Origin of the sequence: Duncaniella sp., assembly GCF_029056165.1 — a bacterium.
GTDB lineage: Bacteria > Bacteroidota > Bacteroidia > Bacteroidales > Muribaculaceae > Duncaniella.
The window spans coordinates 1-25,202 of sequence record NZ_JAIDBW010000029.1 but is presented as its reverse complement, the minus strand read 5'-3'; the positions used below and the strand labels follow the sequence as shown (position 1 = coordinate 25,202).

At 48.9% G+C, this 25,202-nt stretch carries 31 protein-coding genes and 1 pseudogene; 5 read left to right on the top strand and 27 right to left on the bottom strand.

The genetic code is table 11. From position 1 onward, the window contains the following. Positions 1 to 421: 421 nt before the first annotated feature. The 4 genes from K2G41_RS05975 (at position 422) to msrB (ending at position 6,769) form a co-directional block, all read left to right on the top strand. Positions 422 to 2,932: a hypothetical protein gene (locus K2G41_RS05975; RefSeq protein WP_300116405.1), complete on the top strand. Its 2,511-nt coding sequence runs from the start codon at positions 422 to 424 to the stop codon at positions 2,930 to 2,932. Positions 2,933 to 2,973: 41 nt separating this feature from the next. Then, positions 2,974 to 4,131 carry an OmpA family protein gene (locus K2G41_RS05970; protein ID WP_300116403.1) on the top strand — a complete coding sequence of 386 codons (1,158 nt, stop codon included), beginning with the start codon at positions 2,974 to 2,976 and terminating at the stop codon, positions 4,129 to 4,131. A gap of 256 nt (positions 4,132 to 4,387) precedes the next feature. Beyond that, the gene (locus tag K2G41_RS05965; RefSeq protein ID WP_300116402.1) at positions 4,388 to 5,560 is read left to right on the top strand and encodes a T9SS type A sorting domain-containing protein; all 1,173 of its coding nucleotides are present in this window, start codon (positions 4,388 to 4,390) and stop codon (positions 5,558 to 5,560) included. Between the two features lie 213 nt (positions 5,561 to 5,773). Continuing rightward, positions 5,774 to 6,769, top strand: a complete 996-nt coding sequence (gene msrB, locus K2G41_RS05960; RefSeq protein WP_300116400.1) for a peptide-methionine (R)-S-oxide reductase MsrB — start codon at positions 5,774 to 5,776, stop codon at positions 6,767 to 6,769. A gap of 415 nt (positions 6,770 to 7,184) precedes the next feature. Here msrB and K2G41_RS05955 read toward each other — a convergent pair whose 3' ends face one another. Beyond that, positions 7,185 to 9,218 (bottom strand): transketolase, encoded by a 2,034-nt coding sequence (locus K2G41_RS05955; RefSeq protein ID WP_300116399.1) that lies wholly within the window; start codon positions 9,216 to 9,218, stop codon positions 7,185 to 7,187. 984 nt (positions 9,219 to 10,202) lie between these two features. Here K2G41_RS05955 and K2G41_RS05950 point away from each other — a divergent pair. Further along, entirely contained in the window at positions 10,203 to 11,585 is a 1,383-nt protein-coding gene (locus tag K2G41_RS05950; RefSeq protein WP_300116397.1) for an MFS transporter, read from the top strand. A 658-nt stretch (positions 11,586 to 12,243) separates the two neighbouring features. On the opposite strand, the gene rplQ is transcribed toward K2G41_RS05950, so the two are convergent. From rplQ to rplB, 26 genes and pseudogenes are all read right to left on the bottom strand, one after another. Beyond that, entirely contained in the window at positions 12,244 to 12,744 is a 501-nt protein-coding gene (gene rplQ, locus K2G41_RS05945; RefSeq protein ID WP_300116395.1) for a 50S ribosomal protein L17, read from the bottom strand. Positions 12,745 to 12,752: 8 nt separating this feature from the next. Then, the gene (locus K2G41_RS05940; RefSeq protein WP_300116393.1) at positions 12,753 to 13,745 is read right to left on the bottom strand and encodes a DNA-directed RNA polymerase subunit alpha; all 993 of its coding nucleotides are present in this window, start codon (positions 13,743 to 13,745) and stop codon (positions 12,753 to 12,755) included. A 17-nt stretch (positions 13,746 to 13,762) separates the two neighbouring features. Then, on the bottom strand, positions 13,763 to 14,368 hold the full coding sequence (gene rpsD / locus K2G41_RS05935; protein WP_300116391.1) for a 30S ribosomal protein S4: 606 nt from the start codon (positions 14,366 to 14,368) through the stop codon (positions 13,763 to 13,765). Between the two features lie 305 nt (positions 14,369 to 14,673). Next, the gene (rpsK, locus tag K2G41_RS05930) at positions 14,674 to 15,063 is read right to left on the bottom strand and encodes a 30S ribosomal protein S11 (protein WP_107031234.1); all 390 of its coding nucleotides are present in this window, start codon (positions 15,061 to 15,063) and stop codon (positions 14,674 to 14,676) included. A 9-nt stretch (positions 15,064 to 15,072) separates the two neighbouring features. After that, positions 15,073 to 15,453: a 30S ribosomal protein S13 gene (gene rpsM / locus K2G41_RS05925; RefSeq protein WP_123615493.1), complete on the bottom strand. Its 381-nt coding sequence runs from the start codon at positions 15,451 to 15,453 to the stop codon at positions 15,073 to 15,075. A 160-nt stretch (positions 15,454 to 15,613) separates the two neighbouring features. Then, complete coding sequence (gene rpmJ, locus K2G41_RS05920; protein WP_016562612.1) at positions 15,614 to 15,730, bottom strand: 50S ribosomal protein L36; 117 nt, start codon at positions 15,728 to 15,730, stop codon at positions 15,614 to 15,616. Positions 15,731 to 15,791: 61 nt separating this feature from the next. Further along, on the bottom strand, positions 15,792 to 16,010 hold the full coding sequence (gene infA / locus K2G41_RS05915) for a translation initiation factor IF-1 (RefSeq protein WP_107031232.1): 219 nt from the start codon (positions 16,008 to 16,010) through the stop codon (positions 15,792 to 15,794). A 38-nt stretch (positions 16,011 to 16,048) separates the two neighbouring features. Next, positions 16,049 to 16,831 carry a type I methionyl aminopeptidase gene (map, locus tag K2G41_RS05910; RefSeq protein ID WP_300116388.1) on the bottom strand — a complete coding sequence of 261 codons (783 nt, stop codon included), beginning with the start codon at positions 16,829 to 16,831 and terminating at the stop codon, positions 16,049 to 16,051. Positions 16,832 to 16,871: 40 nt separating this feature from the next. Continuing rightward, the gene (gene secY, locus K2G41_RS05905) at positions 16,872 to 18,221 is read right to left on the bottom strand and encodes a preprotein translocase subunit SecY (protein WP_300116386.1); all 1,350 of its coding nucleotides are present in this window, start codon (positions 18,219 to 18,221) and stop codon (positions 16,872 to 16,874) included. Positions 18,222 to 18,238: 17 nt separating this feature from the next. Beyond that, complete coding sequence (gene rplO, locus K2G41_RS05900) at positions 18,239 to 18,685, bottom strand: 50S ribosomal protein L15 (protein WP_300116384.1); 447 nt, start codon at positions 18,683 to 18,685, stop codon at positions 18,239 to 18,241. Positions 18,686 to 18,709: 24 nt separating this feature from the next. Then, positions 18,710 to 18,889 carry a 50S ribosomal protein L30 gene (gene rpmD, locus K2G41_RS05895; RefSeq protein ID WP_297070328.1) on the bottom strand — a complete coding sequence of 60 codons (180 nt, stop codon included), beginning with the start codon at positions 18,887 to 18,889 and terminating at the stop codon, positions 18,710 to 18,712. Positions 18,890 to 18,904: 15 nt separating this feature from the next. Continuing rightward, complete coding sequence (gene rpsE, locus K2G41_RS05890) at positions 18,905 to 19,423, bottom strand: 30S ribosomal protein S5 (RefSeq protein ID WP_300116380.1); 519 nt, start codon at positions 19,421 to 19,423, stop codon at positions 18,905 to 18,907. Between the two features lie 6 nt (positions 19,424 to 19,429). Then, a complete protein-coding gene (gene rplR / locus K2G41_RS05885) occupies positions 19,430 to 19,771 on the bottom strand; it encodes a 50S ribosomal protein L18 (RefSeq protein ID WP_297070324.1) in 342 nt (113 codons plus the stop codon). Positions 19,772 to 19,788: 17 nt separating this feature from the next. Then, positions 19,789 to 20,346 (bottom strand): 50S ribosomal protein L6, encoded by a 558-nt coding sequence (gene rplF, locus K2G41_RS05880; protein WP_300116377.1) that lies wholly within the window; start codon positions 20,344 to 20,346, stop codon positions 19,789 to 19,791. 21 nt (positions 20,347 to 20,367) lie between these two features. After that, positions 20,368 to 20,766, bottom strand: a complete 399-nt coding sequence (gene rpsH, locus K2G41_RS05875; protein ID WP_300116374.1) for a 30S ribosomal protein S8 — start codon at positions 20,764 to 20,766, stop codon at positions 20,368 to 20,370. 287 nt (positions 20,767 to 21,053) lie between these two features. After that, entirely contained in the window at positions 21,054 to 21,323 is a 270-nt protein-coding gene (gene rpsN / locus K2G41_RS05870) for a 30S ribosomal protein S14 (RefSeq protein WP_123615502.1), read from the bottom strand. A 9-nt stretch (positions 21,324 to 21,332) separates the two neighbouring features. Then, positions 21,333 to 21,884 (bottom strand): 50S ribosomal protein L5, encoded by a 552-nt coding sequence (rplE, locus tag K2G41_RS05865; RefSeq protein WP_300116370.1) that lies wholly within the window; start codon positions 21,882 to 21,884, stop codon positions 21,333 to 21,335. After that, positions 21,884 to 22,204, bottom strand: a complete 321-nt coding sequence (gene rplX / locus K2G41_RS05860; RefSeq protein ID WP_300116367.1) for a 50S ribosomal protein L24 — start codon at positions 22,202 to 22,204, stop codon at positions 21,884 to 21,886. The genes rplE and rplX overlap by 1 nt, the downstream gene beginning before the upstream one ends. Before the next feature lie 30 nt (positions 22,205 to 22,234). Further along, positions 22,235 to 22,603 (bottom strand): 50S ribosomal protein L14, encoded by a 369-nt coding sequence (rplN, locus tag K2G41_RS05855; protein WP_107031220.1) that lies wholly within the window; start codon positions 22,601 to 22,603, stop codon positions 22,235 to 22,237. A 3-nt stretch (positions 22,604 to 22,606) separates the two neighbouring features. Then, positions 22,607 to 22,864, bottom strand: coding sequence for a 30S ribosomal protein S17 (gene rpsQ, locus K2G41_RS05850; protein ID WP_300116363.1), 258 nt, complete (start codon positions 22,862 to 22,864; stop codon positions 22,607 to 22,609). A 12-nt stretch (positions 22,865 to 22,876) separates the two neighbouring features. After that, positions 22,877 to 23,074: a 50S ribosomal protein L29 gene (rpmC, locus tag K2G41_RS05845; RefSeq protein ID WP_300116360.1), complete on the bottom strand. Its 198-nt coding sequence runs from the start codon at positions 23,072 to 23,074 to the stop codon at positions 22,877 to 22,879. Between the two features lie 6 nt (positions 23,075 to 23,080). Beyond that, entirely contained in the window at positions 23,081 to 23,512 is a 432-nt protein-coding gene (gene rplP, locus K2G41_RS05840; protein ID WP_297070312.1) for a 50S ribosomal protein L16, read from the bottom strand. Positions 23,513 to 23,536: 24 nt separating this feature from the next. Beyond that, positions 23,537 to 24,271: a 30S ribosomal protein S3 gene (rpsC, locus tag K2G41_RS05835; protein WP_300116357.1), complete on the bottom strand. Its 735-nt coding sequence runs from the start codon at positions 24,269 to 24,271 to the stop codon at positions 23,537 to 23,539. Positions 24,272 to 24,274: 3 nt separating this feature from the next. Further along, positions 24,275 to 24,685: a 50S ribosomal protein L22 gene (rplV, locus tag K2G41_RS05830; RefSeq protein ID WP_300116354.1), complete on the bottom strand. Its 411-nt coding sequence runs from the start codon at positions 24,683 to 24,685 to the stop codon at positions 24,275 to 24,277. 54 nt (positions 24,686 to 24,739) lie between these two features. After that, positions 24,740 to 25,009: a 30S ribosomal protein S19 gene (rpsS, locus tag K2G41_RS05825; protein ID WP_107031214.1), complete on the bottom strand. Its 270-nt coding sequence runs from the start codon at positions 25,007 to 25,009 to the stop codon at positions 24,740 to 24,742. Between the two features lie 26 nt (positions 25,010 to 25,035). Continuing rightward, a pseudogene (gene rplB / locus K2G41_RS05820) lies at positions 25,036 to 25,202 on the bottom strand (50S ribosomal protein L2); the annotation flags it as partial.

Genomic DNA, 25,202 nt, shown 5'->3' with positions numbered 1-25,202 from the left:
AGAAACGCTTCACCATTGCCGGGAAATGTAACATTATTTTAATGTAGTCTTTTAATTATTGTGACAAAGTTACAAAATTCTTCCAAATTTCCGAAAATTTGAATAACGAAACATTTTTTCCGTTAAAACTTGTTGTAATTCATGCAAAATTATTACCTTTGCCACTTGAAAAAGCTTTTCTCACGTGAATTTTTCTACTATTTAAGTTCATAATGACAAATATGATGACGACAACCGAATTTACAGGATTTTCTCTATGCAAATCGACGTTGCTCACCTTTATATATATCATAGATGCTATCGGCTAAGGGATACGACCATCCTCAAAGCTGAACGAACGACATGCTCCGACCTACCGATTTTTTTAAATTTAATCAACGACTAAAAATAAAACCAACCAAAAATTTTTAATCAAACTGAAATGAAGAAAAAATTTATTTCTGGACTGCTTCTCTTGGCTGTAACTGCCGGAGGATTCAGCACCTTAACTTCATGTAAGGATACGGACGAAGATCTCCGTACCGAGCTCATGGGTCAGCAGGCTTCTCTCGAAGCAGCTCTCAAAGCACTGAGCGATAAGCTCAATGAGTGCCAGACCAACTGCGGCAAGGAAATTGCTGATATCAAAGAACAACTCGGCAAAAAGCAGGATGCAGAAGGTGTCAATAAGCTCATCGCTGCTTGGGCAGAGGCCAATCAGATCGATCAGCTGAAATCTGACGTAGCCGGCATCCTTAAAAAGATCGAAGATGGTGAGCTCGGCAACGGCGGTGCAGGCTGCACTTGTGGCTTCTCTGAAGAAGAGCTTACAGCACTCAAGGCTATCGCAGGTCAGGCTCAGGCTCTTATCGGCGAAGGTCTTAACGGCGAAGGTGGTGTCATCAAGGCTGTTGAGGATCTCAACAAGTGGTTCGACGGTATCGGTATCGACGCTGCTACCTTCCAAGAATATGTTAAGCAGGGTGCTTGGGTGAAAGCTCACGCAGAAGCCCTCCAAGGCATCGAAGATCTCAAGACCAAGGGTCTCCTTAGCGAAGAGGCTCTTCAGGCTCTCGCTGACAACTATACACAGCTCAGCAAGATCTCCGAGATGTACACCATCCTCTTCCCCGAAGGAACTGCCGACAAGCAGTGGTGGAGCTACGAGACTGTTATGGAGAACATCCAAACTAACTCTGCTGCTATCGAAGCCCTCAAGACCGACGTTGACAAGCTCTTCGGTCGTCTCAACGATATGGTGACCAGCCTCGTTCTTCAGGCTACTACCAACAACGTTTATCCTTCATTCAACACTCCCTTCGGCATCAACTCTATGGTGCTCATGGCTTATTACGGTGAGCTCGCTACAAGTGCAGAGTCATTCCCCGTTTCTAACGCCAAGGATATGGGTGCTGAAATGTATGCTGACTACAACGTTGATTGGTCAAGCGTGCTTGCTTCTGCTCCCTACGAATTCAAGAGCCGCACTCTCGTTCCCATGGTAAGCGACACTGAGGCTTCACTCGGTAACCTCTGGTTTACTGTTAACCCCGGTACAGTTAATAATCTCGACGTTAACGGCTTCGATATCGTTAACTCTGTTGATGATACTCACGTTAGACTCGTCAACGTTACCAAGGACGACGATACAGTTCTCAAGTTCGGTATAGGTGGCTCACGCGCTGCTGGCAACGGCAACGGCCTCTATGTAGGTGAAGCTGCTGTGGCTGTTGAGGATCTCGACAACATCAAGATCAACATCGAGGACGGTCTCGTAAACGCTGTGAAGGACGCTGTCAAGAACCACAAGGCTGCTGACATGATGCACCTCCTTCAGATTCTCTACAATCAGGTTCAGGACCTCTGCGACGCTAACGCCCTCCGTTACACTTACAACACTGTAACCGGCAAGGACGAAAATGGCAACTACACCACCGAGCTCAGCAAGGTTTACACCAACTACGGTCTTGCAGCTACTGCCTTCAAGCCCCTCTCGTTCGCTACCCTCAAGGGTACTTCTATCCGTCACCTCCCCAACCTCGGTCAGATTGAAATCAGCAAGGATCTCGTAAACCTTAACCTCAAGCCCTTCGTGATCGGTAACGTTGAACTCAATGTAACCATCGAACTTGGCACTATCGAGATTGATCCCGTTGGTGACGTTTGGGTTGAATACAAGTATCCCAGCGAATTTGACGCCAACGGTAATATTGCAAACTGGGGGACTGACAAAATCAATATCGGTAAAGACCTCAACGACGTAGTTGCAAATATTCAGGCTTCTATCGATGCTTGGATCAAGGGTAATGGCGATCAGAAGGGTCTTGACGAAAAGATCAAGGATGCTATTGCTTCAGCTGTAGATACTGCATTCAACGGTCCTGACGGAATGATTGCTAAAATCGAAAATCAGGTTAACGACATGATGGGTAGCATTCAGGATAAGCTCGACAGCCTCGTTAACCAGATCAACAATGATTACCTCAGCAAGGTTAACAGCCTCATCAACAAGTACAACTCTGTTGCTGACCGCATCAACGGTATGCTCGACGATCCCAACCACTACCTGCAGGCAGTTATGTTCTACAAGAAGGCTAACGGTGGTCTCGGCTTCCTCAGCACTAACGCTAAGCAGCCCTCTCAGTTCAAGGGTAACGGCGAGGCTATCGAACTCTTCGCTACTACTTACAACTTTGAAGTTGTCTGCCCCGTATTCCTCAAGGTTGTCGGTGTAACCAAGGTTACTGATCAGAACGGCAACGAGAACGTAGCTCTCAAGAACGCAGCCAACAAGGTTATGGCAGAAGTTGTCAATGGTGGTCGCAACCGCTTCGCTCTTGATGTCAAGGGTGCTCAGAACGGTGTCTATACTTACGAGATCGCTTATCAGGCACTCGACTACACCGGTCACACTTCAACCGTCAAGACTTACCTCCAGGTTGTTCGCAAGTAATTTGAATCGTCAAGGCTCAAAATTTTAGAAAAACTATCAAGATGAAAATTAATAAGTTATTCCTTTCAGCCTCATTTGCCCTCTGCGCAGCTTTCGCAGCTAACGCACAGGAGGCACAGGAGGAGACTGAATACGTCTTCCAGCCCCACTGGTACATCCAAGGACAGGTTGGTATGCAGGAGACCTTGGGCGAAACAAGCTTCGGCAGACTGTCCTCATTCAACGGCCAGATCGGCGTTGGCTACAACTTCAACCCCGTCCTCGGTGCTCGTCTCGTGTTCAATGGCTGGACCTCAAAGGGTTCAATCACCATTGATGACAAACGTTCCGATTGGAAGTGGAACTATGTAGCTCCTACCGTTGACCTTATGGTTGACTTCACCAACCTCTTCGGCGGTTACAACCCCGAACGCCTCGTAAGCGCAGGTATCTTCGGTGGTGTCGGTGCTAACGTTGCCTTCAGCAACAGCGAAGCCAATAGGGTGAACAACGCTCTCAAGGCTTCGACCTACAGCGCAATCGAACCCGCATCGGCTCGTCCCGACGTCCTCCGCAACATCTGGACCGGTACTAAGGCTCGTTTCGTAGGTCAGTTCGGTGCATACTGTGACTTCAACCTCACTTCAAACCTCAAGCTCGGTCTCGAACTTCAGGCCAACGTCCTCCCCGACGGTTACAACTCCAAGAAGGCAGGCAATGCCGACTGGTATTTCAACGGCCTCGTTGGTGTTAAGTATGCTTTCGGCACAACTTTCACCAAGCAGAAGCGTAAAAAATGCTGCGCTGCTGTCACCGAGACTCAGATCGTTGAGAAGATCGTTGAAGTTCCCGTTGAGAAGATCGTTGAGAAGGTTGTCGTTAAGGAAGTGGTAGCTCCCCTTACCCGCGACGTATTCTTCAAGATCTCTACTTTCAACATCACTGCTGATGAAATGAGCAAGGTTGCTGAGGTGGCTCGCTACATGAAGATCCACCCCGACACCAAGGTAACCGTAACAGGTTATGCTGACAAGGGTACCGGTACAATGGCCATCAACCTCCGTCTCTCTGCTCAGCGTGCTGAAGTTGTTGCCAAGACTCTTCAGGAGAAGTATGGCGTTGCTGCTGACCGCATCATCGTCAAGAGCATGGGTGAAGTTGAGGATCAGCCCTACGATACTCCCGCTCACAACCGTGTAGCAATCTGTATCGTTGAATAATACGATTCCCAATCCTGTCACCGGGATCTGATTCCGGTGACATCGATCTCCACTATCACCGCAGGGCTGTGTCAATTCTGACACAGCCCTGCTTCATTTATCACACATTTCAGCCTGTTTTTCAAGCTGGAAGCTACATTTTAACATCCTATTTTTCTGTAACACGTAATTTTATCGTAAATTTGCACTCTAAACCGAAAACGCATAGGCGTTTGATCACATTTCAAACAATTCCACTCTCTATCACACTTTCGCAATGAAAAAATTACTGACGGCATTCCTCGCGTCTGCCATATCTCTCTCCGCATCAGCACTAATAACCGGCGACGGCTTCTATCGTGTGCAGAATTATCAGACCGGACGCTTCATCTATGTGCTTGACGACAAAGGTTCGCTTAACTTTCAGGCAACAACAGCCGAACTCGGTGCCATCCAGCTCTGGAAAGGCTATGAGAACACCATCTCCGATCCCGCGACAATCATCTATGTAAAGAGTCTCGACGATAAAGGTCAGAACTTCGATCTCCAGACGCAGGGAACCGGTGTCAAATCCATGATCGATTATCCTGTCACAATCTACCTTGCCAATAAGAACCTCGGCATCTATTCGATCTATGGCCGCAACAGTGGTCTCGTCCGCTACATCGGTGACGCAACAGAATCCGATGCTGACCGTGGTTATACCACATCAAACGGCAACGGCAATTACCACCGTTGGTATTTCCATCCCCTTACCACCGATGACAGCTCCTACTTCGGTATCACTCCCGAACTTCAGGACGGATCTGACTATTACGCCACACTCTATGCCGATTTCCCCTTCACAACCCATTCGGAAGGTATGACAGCCTACACGGTTGCACTTGTCGAGAACGGTGTTGCATACGTGGCAGAAATCAAAGGAACTGTTCCCCGCGCTACTCCGGTGATCATCAAATGCTCGTCAGCATCCCCCGCCGGAAACAAGCTCGACATAGGTGGCGACGCTCCAATGCTTACCGGCAACAAACTCAAGGGCGTGTATTTCAACAACACAAGCCTTCTCCACAAAAATCTTACCCCCAACGATAAGGCTACCATGCGTGTGCTCGGTCGCCTGTCCGACGGATCTATCGGATTTGTGACAAGCAATGATCAGTACCTTCCCCGCAACAAAGCTTACCTCACCGTTGCACCCGGCACTCCGGATGAATTGAGAATCGAACCGGTCAACGCAGCCATAAGTAATGTTGTCGCCGATAATATCACTGTTTCCGTCAATGGTCATGACATCTATGTGAACGGTGCGGCGAAAGTTGAGATTTTCAATATGACCGGACAGCTCGTAATCAGTCAGGATAATCCTGCCGGCTCGGCCATCACCCTCCCCGCCCCCGGTGTCTATGTAGTTCATGCCGATAACCATGTTGAAAAAGTAATCATCCACTGATCCCTCCTATCGTAACAGGACCGATTCAATAGTCCCATCTATCTCTCGAATTTATTGTAGGGACGCGGCGTGCCGCGTATGCCAAATGAAATAGTAATCGCCTATTTTTCAGGCTGATGTATTTCAACCGGCATACGCGGCACGCTGCGTTACTACAACACCGTAAACCCGTGGCCATTCCCACGTGTTTATAGATAAAAAACAAACTACCACGTGTTTATAACCAAAATCCTACTCAATATGTCGATCATTTACTTTGCCGGAGGATGCTTCTGGGGTACAGAGCACTTCTTCCGCCAGATCAACGGTGTCCGTAACACCCAAGTTGGTTATGCAAATAGCCTTATCCCCTATCCCACATATAAAGAGGTCTGCACCGGCCAGACCCAAGCAGCCGAAGGCGTGAAAGTAGAATACGATCCTGAACAGGTGACACTGGACTTCCTGATACAGCTCTATCTAATGACCATCGATCCTACATCGGTCAACCGTCAGGGCAACGACGTTGGCACACAGTACCGCACAGGTATCTACTACACCACCGCTGACCAACAGAGAACAATTCTCGATGAACTCGCCAAGGAATCGCAACTTTACTCCGAACCGATCGCAGTAGAGGTGAAACAGCTCCAGAACTTCTATCCTGCCGAGGAGTATCATCAGCGTTATCTCGAAAAGAATCCCACAGGCTACTGCCATATAAATCCCCGCCTATTCGAGATTGCTCGAAATGCCCGCATGACTCAGCAGGCCGAGGTTGATGCGTCGGCCTATTCGCGCCCATCCGATTCAGACCTACGCACACGCCTGACCCCGGAGCAATATGCCGTCACGCAGGAAAACGCTACCGAACCGCCATTCCGCAACGAGTATTTTGACAATCATCGTAAAGGAATCTACGTTGATGTGACCACAGGTGAACCGCTTTTCCTCTCGACTGATAAATTCGATTCCGGCTGTGGATGGCCAAGTTTCTCGCGTCCAATCAATGATAGTGTAATCGTTGAAAAATCCGATACATCTCACGGCATGATCCGCACTGAAGTCAGAAGCCGTGCAGGAGATGCCCACCTCGGCCATGTGTTTCCTGACGGGCCTAAGGATCGCGGAGGCCTACGTTACTGTATCAACAGCGCATCGCTCCGCTTCATACCTCTCGCCGAAATGGAATCGGAAGGCTACGGACAATACATCCCCTTCGTCAAATAATCCCAATTATCCCTATATGTTTCCAAATGACTTGTAGGGACGCGGCGTGCCGCGTATGCCGAATGAAATACATCAACTTGAAAAAACATAATACATAATCTTGAAAAAGATATGACATCTGCCTGAAAAATATATGACATCAACTTGAAAAATGATAGGCTATTACTATTCTATCCGGCATACGCGGCACGCCGCGTCCCTACAAACCAAACGCAACTACAAATCAAACGTCCATAAATCAAATGCAACTATAAACCAAACGGGCATAAACCAAATGCAACTACAAACCAAACGTCCATAAATCAAACGCAACTACAAACCAAACGGGCATAAACTAAACGCAACTACAAACCAAAAGGATGTTTCGGGCCAAGCCCGAAACATCCTTTTGATTATTGATATTTTTCTGTCGTACTTACGCGCCGATAAACTTATCGACGAGACCCTTGACATGATCAGCAGTGAAGCCGAACTTCTCATCAAGCACCTTGTAAGGAGCGGAAGCACCGAAGTGATCGAGACCGAATACCATACCGTCAGCACCGACAATCTCACGGAGAGTTGAAGGCAGGCCGGCGGTGAGACCGAATGCGGGAACACCGGGAGTCATCACTGACTTGCGGTAGTCGGCATCCTGAAGGAAGAACAGACCGAGTGAAGGCACGGATACCACGCGGGCTTTCTTGCCCTCGGCAGCGAGTTTGTCAGCAACTTCGCAGAGAAGTGAAACCTCCGAACCGTTAGCCACGAGGATCACATCGGGATTCTCAGCCTCAACCACTACATAACCACCCTTACGGCAGCCGGCATTAGCCTCGGCGAAGCGGTCGCCGGAAGCAGCGGGCAGATCGGGAAGGTTCTGACGAGAGAGCACGAGAGCCGAAGGTGTCTTGAAGTTCTCCATAGCCATCGCCCAGCAAACCGAAGTCTCAGCAGCGTCGGCGGGACGGAGAACGAGCATTGAAGGCTCACCGTTGAAGTTGCGGAGCTCTTCCATGAGACGGAGCTGAGCTTCCTGCTCTACGGGCTCATGAGTCGGACCGTCCTCACCCACACGGAATGCGTCGTGAGTCCAGATATACTTCACGGGGAGTTCCATGAGGGCCGCCATACGCACAGCGGGCTTCATATAGTCGCTGAACACGAAGAATGTACCGCAAGCACCGATGACACCGCCGTGGAGTACGATACCGTTCATTACAGCAGCCATTGTAAGCTCTGACACACCTGCATGGAGGAACGCGCCTGAGAAGTCACCGTTGGTGAAGGGATGAGTTTTCTTGAGGAATGCATCTGTCTTGTCGGAGTTAGCGAGGTCGGCAGATGAAACGATCATGTTGTTGACCTTTTCAGCAAGCACGCCGAGAACGTCGGCCGATGCCTGACGCGAAGCGATATTCGGTTTGTGAGGGATCGCACGCCAGTCGATTGCGGGGAGCTTGTTGTCAAGGAATGTATGGAGTTCCTTTGCAAGTTCGGGATTAGCAGCTTCCCAAGCAGCCTGCTCTGCACGCTTAGCCTTGACGATCTCACGGAGTTCCTGACGACGTCCGTCATAGAGAGCCTTCACGTCATCAAAGATCACCCAAGGATTCTCAGGATCTGCTCCGAGATTCTTCATGGTGGCGGCATAGTCGGCACCTGATGCGCTGAGGGGCTGACCGTGGGTTGAGCACTGGCCTTCGAAGTTAGAGCCGTCAGCCTTGACAACACCCTTACCCATAACAGTATTACCGATGATGAGGGTCGGTTTTTCCTTTTCGCCCTGTGCGGCAACGATAGCATTGGCGATCTCGACAGGATCATTACCGTTGATCTCGATCACATTCCAGTGCCATGCACGGTACTTTGCAGCCACATCCTCACGATCGACTGCATCCACCATTGTAGAGAGCTGGACACGGTTGCTGTCATAGAACATGATGAGATTGTGGAGACCGAGATAACCGGCGAGACGGCCTGCACCCTGCGAGATTTCCTCCTGAATACCACCGTCGGAGATGAAAGCGTAGGTCTTGTGGCTCATCCACTCGCCGAAGCGGGCGGTCATGAAACGCTCTGCGATAGCGCAGCCGACGGCCATAGTGTGACCCTGACCGAGAGGTCCGGAAGTATTCTCCACGCCGCGTTCGGGATGAAGTTCGGGGTGACCGGGAGTAGGCGAACCCCACTGACGGAACTGCTCAAGCTCTGCTACGGTATAGTGTCCGAAAAGCGCGAGCACGCTGTAGAGCATCGGCGACATGTGACCGGGATCAAGGAAGAAACGGTCACGGCCAAGCCACTTGCCATCGTCGGGATCAGTAATGAGGAATTGAGAGTAAAGCACGTTGACAAAATCCGCGCCACCCATGGCGCCACCGGGGTGACCCGATTTTGCTTTTTCAACCATAGAGGCGGCGAGAATACGGATATTATCTGCCGCACGGTTAATTGATGTCAGATTCATTGGTAGGTATTGTATTATTAGAACGAATGATTCGGTAAAACAGATTGTTGATCGGTAAGAAGGGAGAGTATCTGCAAATATACAAATTAAAAACGAATTCCCTGCCATCAAGACAAGGAATTCGACACACAATAGTAACAAATAACAGGTGAGACCGCTTTTCGCAAAGAGGATCGCCACCAAATTCATGACCGGGCGACACGCGGTCGCCGGATCAACCGTTGTTATTATGCTGCGCCACACTCTTTGAGCATGACGATCATGGGAGGGGGCTTCGGATAGCGATATGTAAGATTTACGCTTATCCTATATGCTCGTTAGTTGAAGCCCCCGCAATTTTTATGGTGACATACCGGCATCTGCAATGTACCGGAGAGGATCGGATGCCGCAACTGATCCACGACTCATAACCGTGGATAAATCCTGTCTGCCAAAAGTGGCGCGACAGACGCGCTCCGGGAACGGATCTGTGTCAATGAAATGACCGGGACGGGTGGCCATGCACCCGGTTGATGCTTTTATGTATGGTGGTAATGTGTATTAGGTTTGTTGTGATTCAGTTTTACTATAAAAATTCTGTGTTCTATCGAGAATTGCACTGTATGATTGCTGAAAAACATTGAACGGAATGATGATCAGGAACAAATACTATCCGTTGCAAAGGTCTTTAGAAGAATTACGTCGCAAAAATAAATAATGTCTGCGAAATCACCGCAGATTTTGTTGGATTTTTTCAAAAAAACGCCCTTTAGCATAGCTATAAAGCATATTTTTAATCTAAAATAATGTTGGCCCTCGCCAGGAAGATCATTTTTGGTCATCACTGCCTGATTTATACCCTTCTTATAACAGAAATCAAAAAAAGAATCATTATCTTTGCTGATACAATAGGTTTTTATATCTTCTTATCTTTAATCACAATTCTAAAGTAAAAATTTTTAAGTTCATTGAATCATTAACAAATCGATTTTACCTAAAAACAAAATGGAAACTACAGCAAAAAACAATGCGCGGATAGTGGCCATAGTGGTGATGTTTTTCATCTACGCTATGATCTCATTCGTGACGAATCTGGCAGCTCCCATCGGTACTATCTGGGGCTATCAGTTTGAAGGAAATTCTGTGCTCGGTATGATGGGCAACATGATGAACTTCCTCGCCTATCTGTTCATGGGCATCCCGGCTGGCAATATGCTTGTCCGCATCGGCTACAAAAAAACAGCCCTCTGGGCTCTCGCCGTCGGTGTCGTCGGTCTGTTCGTGCAATTCCTTTCAAGCTCAATCGGAACTGACACTGTGGTCACCACGTTCGCATCCACTAATGCCGAGGGCGTAGCAACCACATTCCCCATCACACTCAACTTCTTCATCTATCTTCTCGGCGCATTTATCTGCGGTTTCTGCGTATGTATGCTCAACACCGTGGTAAACCCCATGCTCAACCTTCTCGGTGGCGGCGGTAACCGTGGTAACCAGCTTCTCCAGTTCGGTGGCGCGCTCAACTCGCTCTCCGGTACTCTCACACCGCTTTTCGTAGGTATGCTCATCGGTGTTCTCAGCAGCCAGACACAGATCGGCGATGTCAATCCGCTCCTCTTCATCGGTATGGGTATCTTCAGTGTGGCATTCGTTATCCTCTGCTTTGTTTCCATTCCTGAGCCTAACATGAGCAACGGTAAGAAGGTCAAATATGCCCACTCACCGTGGAACTTCCGTCACACCGTACTCGGCGTCATCGGTATCTTCTTCTATGTAGGTATCGAGATCGGTATTCCGGGAACTCTTAACTTCTACCTCGCCGACCAGAGTGCCAACGGTGCAGGCGTTGAGGGTCAGGCTTCGGCAATTGCCGGTGCGATCGTAGCTGTCTATTGGCTTTTCATGCTTATCGGCCGTACGCTTTCCGGTTTCATCAGCGGTTCAGTGTCGTCACGCACACAACTCATCGCTGTTTCCACTACCGCAATCATCCTCATTATCCTTGCCATTTTCATCCCCAAGACCACAACGTTCCCCGTACCGGAAATGCTTTATGAAGGCGGCGCACAGGTACCCGTAAGCGCATTCCTGCTTATCCTCTGCGGTCTTTGCACATCGATCATGTGGGGTGGTATCTTCAACCTCGCTGTCGAGGGTCTCGGCAAATATACGGCTCAGGCATCCGGTATCTTCATGATGATGGTTGTCGGTGGTGGCGTTATGCCCCTCATTCAGAATGCGATTGCAAAATCTTGCGGATATATGCCTTCCTACTGGCTCGTTGTCGCAATGCTCGCCTACCTCCTCTACTACGGTCTCATCGGTAGCAAGAACGTCAATACCGACATCCCTGTTGAGGAAGAGACACCCGATCCTCTCAATCTCTAATCTGAACCTGACATAAAAAGCTTATTGTAACCAATAAAATACGGCCTGATTTGTCGTTCAACTGACAAATCAGGCCGCATTACTTTTATATGAGATTTTCTGTGGCATATTTAAATCAATGTGACAGACCCGCTTTTGAGACCGTATTCAATGCACAGCAACCTATAGAATCCGCTCTCAGAACGCTAATTCAATAATCATCGGATCATACCGGGAATGCAGGGATAGCTTAATTCAGCTCTTCATCAAGCGGATTTCGCCGTGCAGGTACCATCTTTGATTTAGAAGCTTTATTCTTGCTCTTCCGCCTGACCTTCAAACTGTCTTGAACAAATGCACTATCGGATCGCGAAACACTGTCAAAACGCACCGTAGCCCGCTCTTCATTGATCCTTAGTTCACCCAGTGTATGACTACTCATATACGACCGCGTAAACATCACTACACATAGTGCAGCCAATATAACCATCAGGACAATTAGCCCTCTCTGCTCTCCTGCCGTGAATTTACCCATAATTTCACTCCCTTTAAAACAGAATTATAAACTTCAACAATAGGATTCTGATAAAAGCACCCAGAATTCAACTATAAAAAACAAATCATCGCCGACTTGAATAAGCCAGCGATGATTCTATGAATAAAGTTTCTTTTGACAAGATTATTCAGCTGCGGGTGCTTCAGAAGCAGGAGCCTCGGCCTTGGGAGCTTCAGCTGCAGGAGCTTCAGCGTTAGCCTTAGCACCACGACGTGAACGACGTGTGCGGCCAGCCTTCTTGGGTGCGTTATCCTTCAGCATGTTTTCGTTGTAGTCAACGAGCTCGATGAAGCAAGTCTTGGCGTTGTCACCGAGACGGTTGCCTGTTTTAAGGATACGGGTGTAACCACCGGGGCGGTTAGCGATCTTCTGGGCAATTTCGCGGAAGAGTTCAGTCACAGCCTCTTTGTTCTGGAGATGAGCAAAGACGAGGCGACGGTTGGGTGTGCTGTCCTCCTTAGCGCGGTTGATAAGGGGCTCGGCATAGACACGGAGAGCTTTAGCCTTGGCGAGAGTGGTGAAAATGCGCTTGTGCATGATCAGCGAAATCGTCATGTTGGCGAGCAGAGCGTCACGGTGAGCCTTCTTGCGACTGAGGTGATTGAATTTTTTATTATGTCTCATCGTTATAATTACTCTTTATCAAGTTTATATTTTGAAATGTCCATTCCGAACGACAGGTTGAGGTTAGCCAGAAGCTCATCAAGCTCAGTAAGCGACTTCTTGCCGAAGTTACGGAATTTCAGGAGGTCGGTCTTGTTGAAGACCACCAGTTCACCAAGGGTCTCAACCTCGGCGCTCTTAAGGCAGTTGAGTGCGCGGACTGAGAGGTCCATATCCACAAGCTTGCTCTTGAGGAGTTGACGCATGTGGAGCACTTCTTCATCGAATTCTTCCTCACCGTCAGTCTCATCCGTTTCAAGAGTGATCTTTTCATCGGAGAAGAGCATGAAGTGATAGATAAGAATCTTAGCAGCTTCCTTGAGGGCATCCTTCGGAAGGATTGAACCATCGGTAGTGATTTCAAGTGTGAGCTTGTCGTAGTCGGTCTTTTGATCAACGCGGAAGTTCTCCACCGTATATTTCACATTCTGGATAGGGGTATAGATCGAGTCGATTGCGAGGACATCGATAGCGTCATTGGCATTTCTGTTTTCCTCTGCGGGAACCCAACCACGACCCTTATTGATGGTGAGATCGATAGTGAAGCTGGCGCTCGGATCCAAATGACAGATCACAAGTTCCGGATTCAGGACTTCAAATCCTGTCAGGACTTTGCTTATGTCACCGGCTGTGAACTCTTCCTGACCTGACACAGTGATGGTAGCCTTCTCAAAATCGGTATCTTCAACCGTCTGCTTAAGGTTGACTTTCTTGAGATTAAGAATGATGTTCGTAACATCTTCCTTGACACCGGGGATAGTGTCAAATTCGTGTCTTACTCCGTCAATGCGGATAGACGAAATGGCAAAACCTTCGAGCGAGGAGAGAAGGATGCGACGCAGGGCGTTGCCAATGGTGATACCATAACCCGGTTCCAATGGCTTAAACTCAAATTTACCGAAATGATTATCGGCTTCCAACATGAGGACTTTGTCAGGTTTCTGGAATGCTAATATAGCCATGGATCTTAATTTAATGATTATTTAGAATACAACTCGACGATAAGCTGCTCTTTGATGTTCTCAGGGATATCCTCACGGGCGGGAACGTGGAGGAACTTACCAGCCTTGAGGCTTTCGTCCCATTCCAGCCAAGGGAATTTGCTGTGATTGAAACCGGCGAGTGCGTCGGCAATTACTTCGAGAGACTTTGATTTTTCACGTACACCGATAACATCGCCGGGCTTAACAGCGTAAGAAGCGATATTGACAACCTTACCGTTGACAACGATGTGACGGTGAAGTACGAGCTGACGGGCAGCTGCGCGGGTGGGAGCGATGCCGAGACGATAAACTACGTTGTCGAGACGGCCTTCGAGAAGCTGGAGAAGGATCTCACCGGTGATACCCTTAGCGCGTGATGCCTTGTCGAAGAGGTTGTGGAACTGCTTCTCAAGCACACCGTAGGTATATTTAGCTTTCTGCTTCTCGCGGAGCTGAACACCGTACTCAGAAGTTTTTCTTCTTTTGTTGAGTCCGTGCTGGCCCGGGGGATAGTTCTTCTTGGCGAGGACTTTATCTTCACCGAAGATGGGTTCGCCGAACTTACGGGCGATTTTGGTGCGGGGACCTGTGTATCTTGCCATTTTATTGTTTGATTTGAAATTGGTTTGTCCCGATTGTTCTTACCTTGAGGGAGTGGCCGGTGTGACAGCCGCGACCATAGAGAGGTGAAAAAAATATGGTCCATTCACGAGAGGCCATTCCTCATTATATTCTGATCTATTGTCAGTCACTGACACAAATTCAGATATTCAGGCTCGATGCGGGGGGACTGGATGTAAAATTGATGAATCAAAATTTACTGATTTTGCCGGCGATTTGATTTCTCTGTTTTTATTATGAAAGTTAAGAGCGGGAAATCAATCGGCGACCACAAGCTGACGGGCTATTATACGCGACGACGCTTGGGAGGACGGCATCCGTTGTGGGGAAGCGGAGTTACGTCAACGATTTCAGTAACTTCGATGCCTGCGCCATGAACGGTACGGATAGCTGATTCGCGGCCGTTGCCGGGACCCTTGACATAAGCCTTCACTTTGCGGAGGCCGAGGTCATAGGCAACTTTTGCACAATCCTGTGCGGCCATCTGAGCTGCATAAGGAGTGTTCTTCTTTGAGCCACGGAAACCCATCTTGCCTGCAGAAGACCAAGAGATAACCTGACCTTCAGAGTTGGCTAAGCACACAATGATGTTGTTGAAAGACGAGTGAACGTGAAGCTGACCGGCGGCGTCAACCTTAACGTTACGTTTCTTAGCTGCGACTGTCTTTTTTGCCATGTTGATTTATTATTTAGTAGCTTTTTTCTTGTTAGCAACAGTTTTCTTACGACCCTTACGAGTACGAGCATTGTTCTTGGTGCTCTGGCCACGCACGGGAAGACCGTTACGATGACGGATGCCACGATAGCAACCGATGTCCATGAGACGCTTGATGTTGAGCTGGATTTCGCTGCGAAGGTCACCCTCCACCTTGTAATCGCTACCGATCACTTCACGAACCTTGGCTGCTTGGTCATCACTCCAGTCCTTCACCTTGATATTGACATCAACGCCGGCCTTTCCGAGAATGGTCTTGGCTGCGCTGCGTCCGATACCAAAAATATAGGTCAGGGCGATTTCACCTCTTTTGTTCTGGGGGAGGTCAACTCCCACGATTCTTACTGCCATATAAATACTTGATTTCTTGACTAAATTTTTTGCAAAGGTAATACTTTTTTACTGACTGCGAAGCGGTTGGACAAGCTTTTGCAACACTTATTAGGAATCATTGGGAAATATTAACTAATATGATGCTACAATAGAGCCATCCGCTACGCGAGACAGCTCATTAGCCTTGACGCTGCTTGTACTTAGGATTCTTTTTGTTGATGACGTACAGACGTCCTTTGCGGCGCACGATCTTGCTGTCCGGAGTGCGCTTTTTAACTGAAGCTCTTACTTTCATTGGTTTATCAGTGTATTTGAAGTTGATTAGTTTTGTTTCTTTATTATCCAAGATCGATTCCTTATTTGTAACGGAAAGCGATACGTCCCTTCGAAAGATCATAGGGCGACATCTCAACTTTCACCTTGTCACCGGGAAGGATCTTGATGTAATGCATGCGCATCTTACCTGAAATATGAGCTGTGATCTCATGTCCGTTCTCAAGTTCGACGCGGAACATTGCGTTTGACAAAGCTTCGACGATGGTACCGTCAAGTTCGATTGCAGCTTGTTTTGCCATACAATTTATATAGGTTTCAACAAATGATTTTAAATACGTCAAATGAATCTATCGCCAAGGGCTTCTTCGATATAATCGAATGTGGTCAGGATCTCCGGGCCTTCGGGATCAATAACGATCGTGTGCTCATAGTGAGCCGAAGGTTTGCGATCCTTAGTACGACACTGCCAGCCGTCCTTCTCTATCACAATGTTTCTGCTACCGAGATTGATCATCGGCTCAATGCAGATACACATTCCTTTCTTAAGGAGTGGCCCGACACCGCGGCGTCCATAATTGGGGACTTCAGGATCCTCATGCATTTTACGGCCTATGCCATGACCGCACATCTCACGAACCACAGTGTAACCGTGGCGTTCGCAATACGTCTGCACTGTATTTGCGATGTCACCGATACGCTTGCCTTCCTGTGCGGCAGCAATGCCTTTATAAAGGGACTCCTTTGTCACTTTACATAAAGCAAGGACTTCAGGGGCAACCTCACCTACCGGAAATGTGTAACACATATCTCCGTTGTAGCCGTCAAGCTCCACGACGGTATCGATACCGACGATGTCGCCGTCACGCAATTCGTAGGAAGAGGGGAAACCGTGAACCACAGTTTCATTGACCTCAATGCAGAGAGTGCCGGGGAAACCTCCGTAACCGAGACAGGCAGGCTTACCACCATTATCGCGCATGAACTCACGCGCGATATTATCAAGATGACGGGTAGTCACGCCCGGAGCCACCCACTTGGCAACTTCGCCAAGTGTGCGGCTCACAAGCGTGCATGCCTGTCGCATTTTTTCGATTTCTTCGGGAGTCTTTAGATAGATCATTTACCTGATGAAAAAATCTGCGTTAATCGAGTCAACGGCATCAATAAGCCGAACCGGTTGTACGACCCTTGATCTTGCCGTCCTTCATGAGACCGTCGTAGTGGTGCATCATAAGGTGGCTTTCGATCTGCTGGAGGGTGTCAAGGACGACACCGACAAGAATCAGAAGCGATGTACCTCCGAAGAACTGCGCGAAGTTCTGGCTAATGCCGAAGAAACGTGCAAATGCGGGGAGGATGGCCACGATGCCAAGGAAAATAGAACCGGGAAGAGTGATACGCGACATGATGGAGTCGAGATACTCAGCGGTTTTCTTTCCGGGCTTTACGCCGGGGATGAATCCATTGTTACGCTTCATATCCTCTGCCATCTGGGTAGGACGTACGGTAATGGCAGTATAGAAATATGTGAAGGCTACAATGAGGATGAAATAGACAAGATTATACCAGAAGCCGTTGATATCCGAGAAAGCTGCATAGAATCCCGACGATCCCTCAGAGCTGCCGAAACCGGCAAGAGTGATGGGGATAAACATAATGGCCTGTGCAAAGATGATAGGCATCACACCGGCGGCATTAACTTTCAAGGGGATATACTGACGAGCACCTCCGTACTGGCGGTTGCCGACAATACGCTTGGCGTACTGTACGGGCACCTTGCGTGTTCCCTGAACGAGAAGCACTGCACCGACAGTCACGGCGAAAAGGAGGATGATCTCTACAACGAACATAATCAGACCACCCTGACTACCGGTAGCTCCCGGAAGACGGCTGGTGAATTCGTAGAAGAGTGCTCCCGGAAGACGGGCAATGATACCTACAAGGATGATGAAGGAGATACCATTGCCGATACCGCGATCTGTGATGCGCTCACCAAGCCACATGATGAACATGGAGCCGGCAGCAAGGATGACAGTAAGGAAGGCCAATGTCCAAAAGCCCATGTGGGCGCCGCCAGTAGCGGCACTCACTTGGACTTGGAGATTTATCAGATAAGCAGGACCTTGGAGAACGAGAATAAGCACAGTCAGATAACGGGTGTATTGGCTGAGCTTCTGACGTCCGCTCTCACCCTCGCTCTGCATCTTCTGGAAAGAAGGTACGACCATGCCGAGCAACTGGATCACGATGGATGCAGTAATGTAGGGCATGATACCGAGAGCAAAGATGGAAGCCTGAGAGAACGCACCTCCCGAAAACATATCGAGAAGTTGCATCAGACCACTCTTGTTGGTAAACTTCGACAGGGCGTCGAGATCTTCGGGTGAAATGCCGGGAAGAACGACATAGCAACCGAGACGGTAAACCAGTACCAACAGGAGGGTGACGAGAATTCGCTTTCTCAGTTCCTCAATGGTCCAGATGTTACGGATTGTTTCAACAAATCTCATTTGGAGGAGATGGGGGATTAAATTTTATTGATTGAACCTCCGGCCTCAACGATAGCCTTTTCAGCAGCTGCAGAGAAAGCGTTAGCTTCAACTGTGAGCTTCTTGGTGAGCTTACCGTTTGCGAGGATCTTGACGGGCTGCTTGCCGTTCACAACGCCAGCGGCGATGAGCTCTGCAACACCGATCTTTTCAAGATTAGCACTGTTGGCGAGGTTTTCAAGGTCAACGAGGTTGACAGCCTTATATTCAGTACGGGTAAGAGGTTTGAAACCAAATTTGGGGAGACGGCGCTGAAGAGGCATCTGACCACCTTCAAAACCTATCTTACGGCTGTAGCCTGAACGAGACTTTGCACCTTTGTGACCACGGGTAGAAGTACCACCCTTACCGGAACCGGCGCCACGACCGATGCGGGTCTTTTTCTGAACAGAGCCAGCAGCGGGTTTTAAATTGCTTAAATCCATAGTTGTGTTAATGATTTTTAGAAATTAGGCGTTGGTCACTTTTACCAAGTGGCTTACTGCTTTAACCATACCCATGATAGAGGGGGTGTCCTCAAGGACAACCGAATGATTCATTTTTCTCAGGCCGAGAGCATCGAGAGTGCGCTTCTGAACAGCAGGAGCGTTGATGCGGCTCTTGATCTGGGTGATTTTAATTTTTGCCATTTGATATATGGAGGATTAGCCGTTAAACACTTTGTCGATTGAGATACCGCGATTCTGGGCAACCTGAGCAGGTGAGCGCATTTCGCCAAGCGCTTCGATGGTAGCCTTTACGAGGTTGTGGGGGTTGGACGAACCCTTAGATTTTGCAAGCACGTCGGTAATACCTACGCTCTCAAGCACGGCACGCATTGCACCACCGGCCTTTACACCAGTACCGTGGCTTGCGGGCTTGAGGATAACACGTGAACCGCCGAACTTAGCATACTGCTCGTGGGGGATTGTACCGCGGTGAACGGGAACCTTGATGAGGTTCTTCTTAGCTGCCTCAACGCCCTTGGCGATAGCGGCCTGAACTTCATTGGCTTTGCCGAGACCCCAGCCTACGATACCGTTTTCGTTACCAACGACAACGATAGCGGCGAAGGTAAAGGTACGGCCACCCTTGGTCACCTTAGTAACGCGGTTGATGGCAACCAGACGATCCTTGAGTTCAAGATCGTTTGTGGACTTTACTTTATTATTCTTATTTGCCATATCTTCTTAGAATTTAAGGCCGCCTTTGCGCGCGGCGTCAGCCAATGATTTTACTCTGCCATGGAAGAGGTAACCGTTACGGTCGAAAACGACTTCGGTGATACCTGCTGCGAGAGCCTTCTGAGCGATAGCTTCGCCAACCTTGGCTGCGATTTCACACTTGGTGCCCTCTTCGATGCCCTTTGATGAAGTTGCGCAAAGAGTAGTTCCTGCGAGATCATCGATGAGCTGGACATAAATCTGCTTGTTGCTGCGGAAAACCGACATACGGGGACGAGAGGCGGTGCCGGAAATCTTGCCACGGATGCGGGCCTTGATTTTATTTCTACGTTGTATCTTAGAAACCATTGTTTTAATCAATTTAATTATTTAGCACTTGCCGACTTACCCGACTTGCGACGGATAATTTCGCCCACAAACTTGATACCTTTGCCCTTGTAGGGTTCGGGCTTGCGGAGTGAACGGATCTTGGCACACACCTGACCGAGGAGCTGCTTGTCGTCGCTCTCAAGGATAATGAGGGGGTTCTTGTTACGCTCACTCTTTGCTTCAACCTTAACTTCGGGGGGAAGCTTAATATATATGGCATGTGAGTAACCGAGCGAGAGCTCAAGCACCTGACCGGTGGCGGCGGCGCGGTAACCCACACCTACTAATTCCAATTCCTTGCGATAGCCAGTAGAAACACCGACGATCATGTTATGGATGAGTGCGCGGTAGAGACCGTGCTGAGCGCGGTGCTCGCGGTCGTCGCTGGGACGGGTCACAGTCACGTGACCATCTTCAACCTTAACTTCGAGATCGGGATTTACTTTCTGGGTAAGTGTGCCTTTGGGACCTTTAACGGTTACTACATTGTCCTTATCGACGGTGACGGTGACACCTGCGGGAACTTCAATGGGAGCTTTACCTATACGTGACATAATTTGTATCCTCCTTATTGATTAGTAAACGTAGCAAAGGACCTCACCACCAATCTTCAGGTCGCGGGCCTTTTTGTTAGTCATCACACCCTTCGAGGTCGAGAGGATGGCAATGCCGAGTCCGTTCAACACACGAGGCATATCTTTGTAGCCGGTATAACGGCGGAGACCCGGACGGGAAACGCGCTCAAGGTTCTTGATGGCATTGACCTTGTCAATGGGATCATACTTGAGGGCGATCTTGATTGTGCCCGCGGGAGTTTCGCTTTCCTCAAACTTATAGTTGAGGATGTAGCCTTGTTCGAAGAGAATCTTGGTGATCTCTCGCTTCAAGTTTGAGGCAGGAATCTCGACCACACGGTGGTTGGCCTTGATTGCATTTCTCAATCTTGTCAGATAATCTGCTATAGGATCAGTCATTTTGAAAAATGTTTAAATTGATTGGGATTTTCCCAACAATATTTAATACTCACTATGATTCTTTGGAGCTGGTTGAGGTGAGAGGTAAGGAGTGCGCTTGACCTGTCAGTGAGAAAGAGTTCCTTTATGTCAGACGGCCGCGGAGATGACCGGTGGGATACGAGTAACTTTATTGATCATGATTCCGCTTAGAGGTAACGACTCTCGAGCCGCCGACTCTCAGGAAACAGGGATGCTCAGACTAAAGGCAGCGCAGGAGCATTCAGTACATTCAGTAAAACGGTTGCTTACCAAGAAGCCTTCTTCACACCGGGGATGAGACCGGCTGAAGCCATCTCACGGAACTGAATACGTGAAATGCCGAACTGACGCATGTAGCCTTTGGGACGACCGGTGATAGAACAACGGTTGTGGAGGCGTACGGTTGAAGCGTTCTTCGGGAGGAGCTGGAGACCTTCGTAGTCACCGGCAGCCTTGAGTTCAGCTTTCTTTTTGGCATACTTGGCAACAAGCTTTGCGCGTTTTACCTCGCGTGCCTTCATTGATTCTTTTGCCATAGCTTAAGCTTAGTTTTTAGCGTTTTTGAAAGGGAGACCGAATTCCTTGAGCAGAGCATAACCTTCTTCGTCAGTATTAGCTGAAGTAACGAAAGTGATGTTCATACCCATGAGCTTGTTGATAGCATCAATGTTGATTTCAGGGAAGATGATCTGCTCAGTGATACCGAGGGTGTAGTTACCACGGCCGTCGAGCTTTCCATCGATACCCTTGAAGTCACGGATACGGGGCAGAGCCACGCGGATGAGTCTTTCAAGGAATTCATACATTTTCTCGCGGCGGAGTGTCACCATAACGCCGATGGGCATCTTCTTACGAAGCTTGAAGTTCGAGATGTCCTTGCGAGAGAGAGTAGCGACAGCCTTCTGACCGGTGATTGCGGTGAGCTCGTTGATAGCTGTTTCGATGAGCTTCTTGTCCTGAGTAGCTGCGCCAAGACCCTGATTGATGACGATCTTCTTCAGCTTGGGCACCTGCATGGGTGTTGTATAGCTGAACTTTTCGGTCAGGGCGGGAACGATGCGTTCCTTATAGTCTTTCTTAACTGTTTCGGTGCTCATTACTTAATCTCCTCTCCTGATTTTTTAGAAATACGAATTACATTACCCTTTTCATCGCGACGGCAGCTTACGCGGGTAGGCTTACCTGACTTGGGGTCGATGAGAGCAATGTTTGAAATCTGGATGGGAGCTTCCATCTTGATGAGGCCTCCCTGAGGGTGCTGTGCGTTGGGCTTGGTAGCTTTAGTCACCATGTTGATACCTTCAACGATGGCCTTCTGCTTCTCTCTCAGCACCTTGAGCACACGACCCTCCTTGCCACGGTCTTCGCCGGCAAGAACATAGACGATGTCGCCTTTTCTGATATGTGATTTGCTCATTACGTTTACTGTTTTTGACGGTTAAGATGATTAGAGGACTTCGGGAGCGAGTGAAACGATCTTCATCTGGTTAGCAGCGCGGAGCTCACGGGCAACGGGACCGAAGATACGGGTACCGCGGAGTTCGCCTGCATTGTTGAGAAGTACACACGCATTGTCATCGAAACGGATATATGATCCGTCGGGGCGGCGGATTTCCTTCTTTGTACGGACAACCACAGCCTTCGATACTGTGCCTTTCTTAACGTCGGATGAGGGGATGACACTCTTGACAGAAACGACAATAATGTCACCTACAGAGGCATAACGACGGCCTGTTCCACCAAGGACGTGGATGCAGAGTGCTTCCTTAGCACCACTGTTGTCGGCTACTGTTAAACGGCTTTCAGTCTGTATCATAGTTTACTTCACTTTTTCGATGATTTCCACGAGACGCCAGCGCTTTGTCTTGCTGAGGGGACGGGTCTCCATAAGGCGGACGGTGTCGCCGACTGAACATTCGTTCTTTTCGTCGTGAGCGTGATATTTCTTTGTTTTGTTGACAAATTTGCCATAGATGGGGTGCTTCTCCTTGTACTTCACCGTTACGGTGATGGTCTTGTCACCCTTGTTGCTCGAAACAACCCCGATACGTTCTTTTCTTAAATTTCTCTTTTCCATTTGAGGGGGAGTTTATTTGTTGTTAAGTTCGCGCTGACGCAACTCTGTCTTTACGCGAGCGATAGCCTTGCGTGCATGTGTAATCTTTGCGGGGCTGTCAAGGGGCGAGATAGCGTGGTTGATCGTGAGCTGGGTGTAGTCCTTCTCCATTTCAGCCAAGCGGTCGCGGAGATCCTGAGTGCTGACTTCAGCGAATGATTCTTTCTTCATGACGGGTTACACATTTTGAGTTGGGTCATAATCGCGGCGCACAATAAATTTAGTGGTCACGGGGAGTTTTTGAGCTGCGAGACGGAGTGCTTCCTTAGCGATGTCGTAGGGAACGCCCTCAACCTCTATGATGATACGGCCGGGAGTAACAGGGGCAACGAATCCTTCGGGAGCACCCTTACCTTTACCCATGCGGACTTCAGCAGGCTTCTTGGTGATAGGCTTGTCCGGGAAGATACGAATCCAGATCTGACCCTGACGCTGCATGTAACGTGTCACAGCGATACGGGCTGCTTCAATCTGGCGACCGGTGATCCACTTAGACTCCAGAGTCTTGATGCCGAACGAACCGAAGGCCAACTGGTTGCCACGCTGCGCAATACCTTTCATGCGGCCTTTTTGCGCGCGGCGAAATTTGGTTTTCTTAGGTTGTAACATTGTGTTGTTGAATCAATTGTGGGTTTAACGGTTGTTTTTAGGTTTGCGGAAACCGCCACGACGGGGTGCGCCGTTTGAAGATGAATTGCGGCTTTCCTTCTGGGTATTGGTGTACTGGGGAGCGAGGTCACGCTTTCCATAAACCTCACCACGGCAGATCCAAACCTTTACACCGATAACACCGACCTTGGTGTGAGCCTCTACGAGAGCGTAGTCGATATCGGCGCGGAGAGTGTGGAGTGGAGTACGACCTTCCTTGAACATCTCCGAACGTGCCATTTCAGCACCGTTGAGACGACCTGATACCTGAACCTTGATACCCTCTGCACCGGCACGCATAGTTGAAGCGACAGCCATCTTCACAGCACGACGGTAAGCGATCTTACCTTCGATCTGACGGGCGATAGTTGAAGCGACGATCTGCGCGTCGAGTTCGGGACGCTTTACTTCATAGATGTTGATCTGAACATCCTTGTCGGTGATTTTCTTAAGCTCTTCCTTCAGCTTGTCAACCTCTGAACCGCCCTTACCGATGATGAGACCGGGACGTGAGGTGCAGACAGTGATAGTGATGAGCTTCATTGTGCGCTCGATAACGATGCGCGAAACGCTTGACTTTGCAAGGCGGACATTGAGATACTTGCGGAGTTTGGAGTCCTCGAGCAGAGTATCGCCGTATTTCTTACCGCCATACCAGTTAGAGTCCCATCCACGGATAACTCCCAAGCGATTGCTGATTGGATTTACTTTCTGTCCCATTTGTTAAGCTTTAGCGTTTTTGTTATCAATTGTGTCAACAATCAATGTGACGTGGTTTGCGCGTTTACGGATACGGTAGCCACGGCCCTGAGGAGCTGTACGCAGACGCTTGAGCATGGGAGCGCAGTTCACGAAGATCGTGCTTACATAGAGCTCACCGGCGTCAGCCTTGCGTTCGTTCTTAGCCTCCCAGTTGGCGATAGCCGAACGGAGGAGCTTTTCGAGGCGGGCAGCCGCTTCCTTATTTGAAAATTTCAGGATGCCGAGTGCTCGGTTGACCTCGACCCCGCGGATCATGTCAGCGACAAGACGCATCTTGCGGGGAGAGGTAGGGATGTTGAGGAGCTTTGCAAAAGCTACCGTCTTCTGTTCGGCTTTCCTGAGGTCGGCTGAATTTCTTTTTCTTACACCCATTTTATTGTAATTCTTTTCTTTTTTACAAATGAATTAGTTATATCAGGGCCCAAATTATTTCTTGCGGTTACCGGAGTGACCACGGAAGGTACGTGTGGGAGCGAACTCGCCAAGCTTGTGACCTACCATGTTTTCAGTAACATAGACAGGGATAAATTTGTTACCGTTGTGAACAGCGAAAGTGTGACCTACAAATTCGGGGGCGATCATAGAAGCGCGGCTCCATGTCTTGATGACCGACTTCTTACCGCTCTCTTCCATTGCAGCGACCTTCTTTTCGAGCTTCACGCTGATAAACGGGCCTTTTTTTAATGAACGACTCATGATAAGTGTTGCTAATTTAAATCAGATTACTTTTTTCTTCTTTCAATGATGTACTTCGAAGAATGTTTCTTCGGGGCACGAGTCTTAAGACCCTTAGCATAGAGGCCCTTGCGAGAGCGGGGATGACCACCGGAAGCGCGGCCTTCACCACCACCCATGGGGTGATCGACAGGGTTCATAACAACACCGCGGT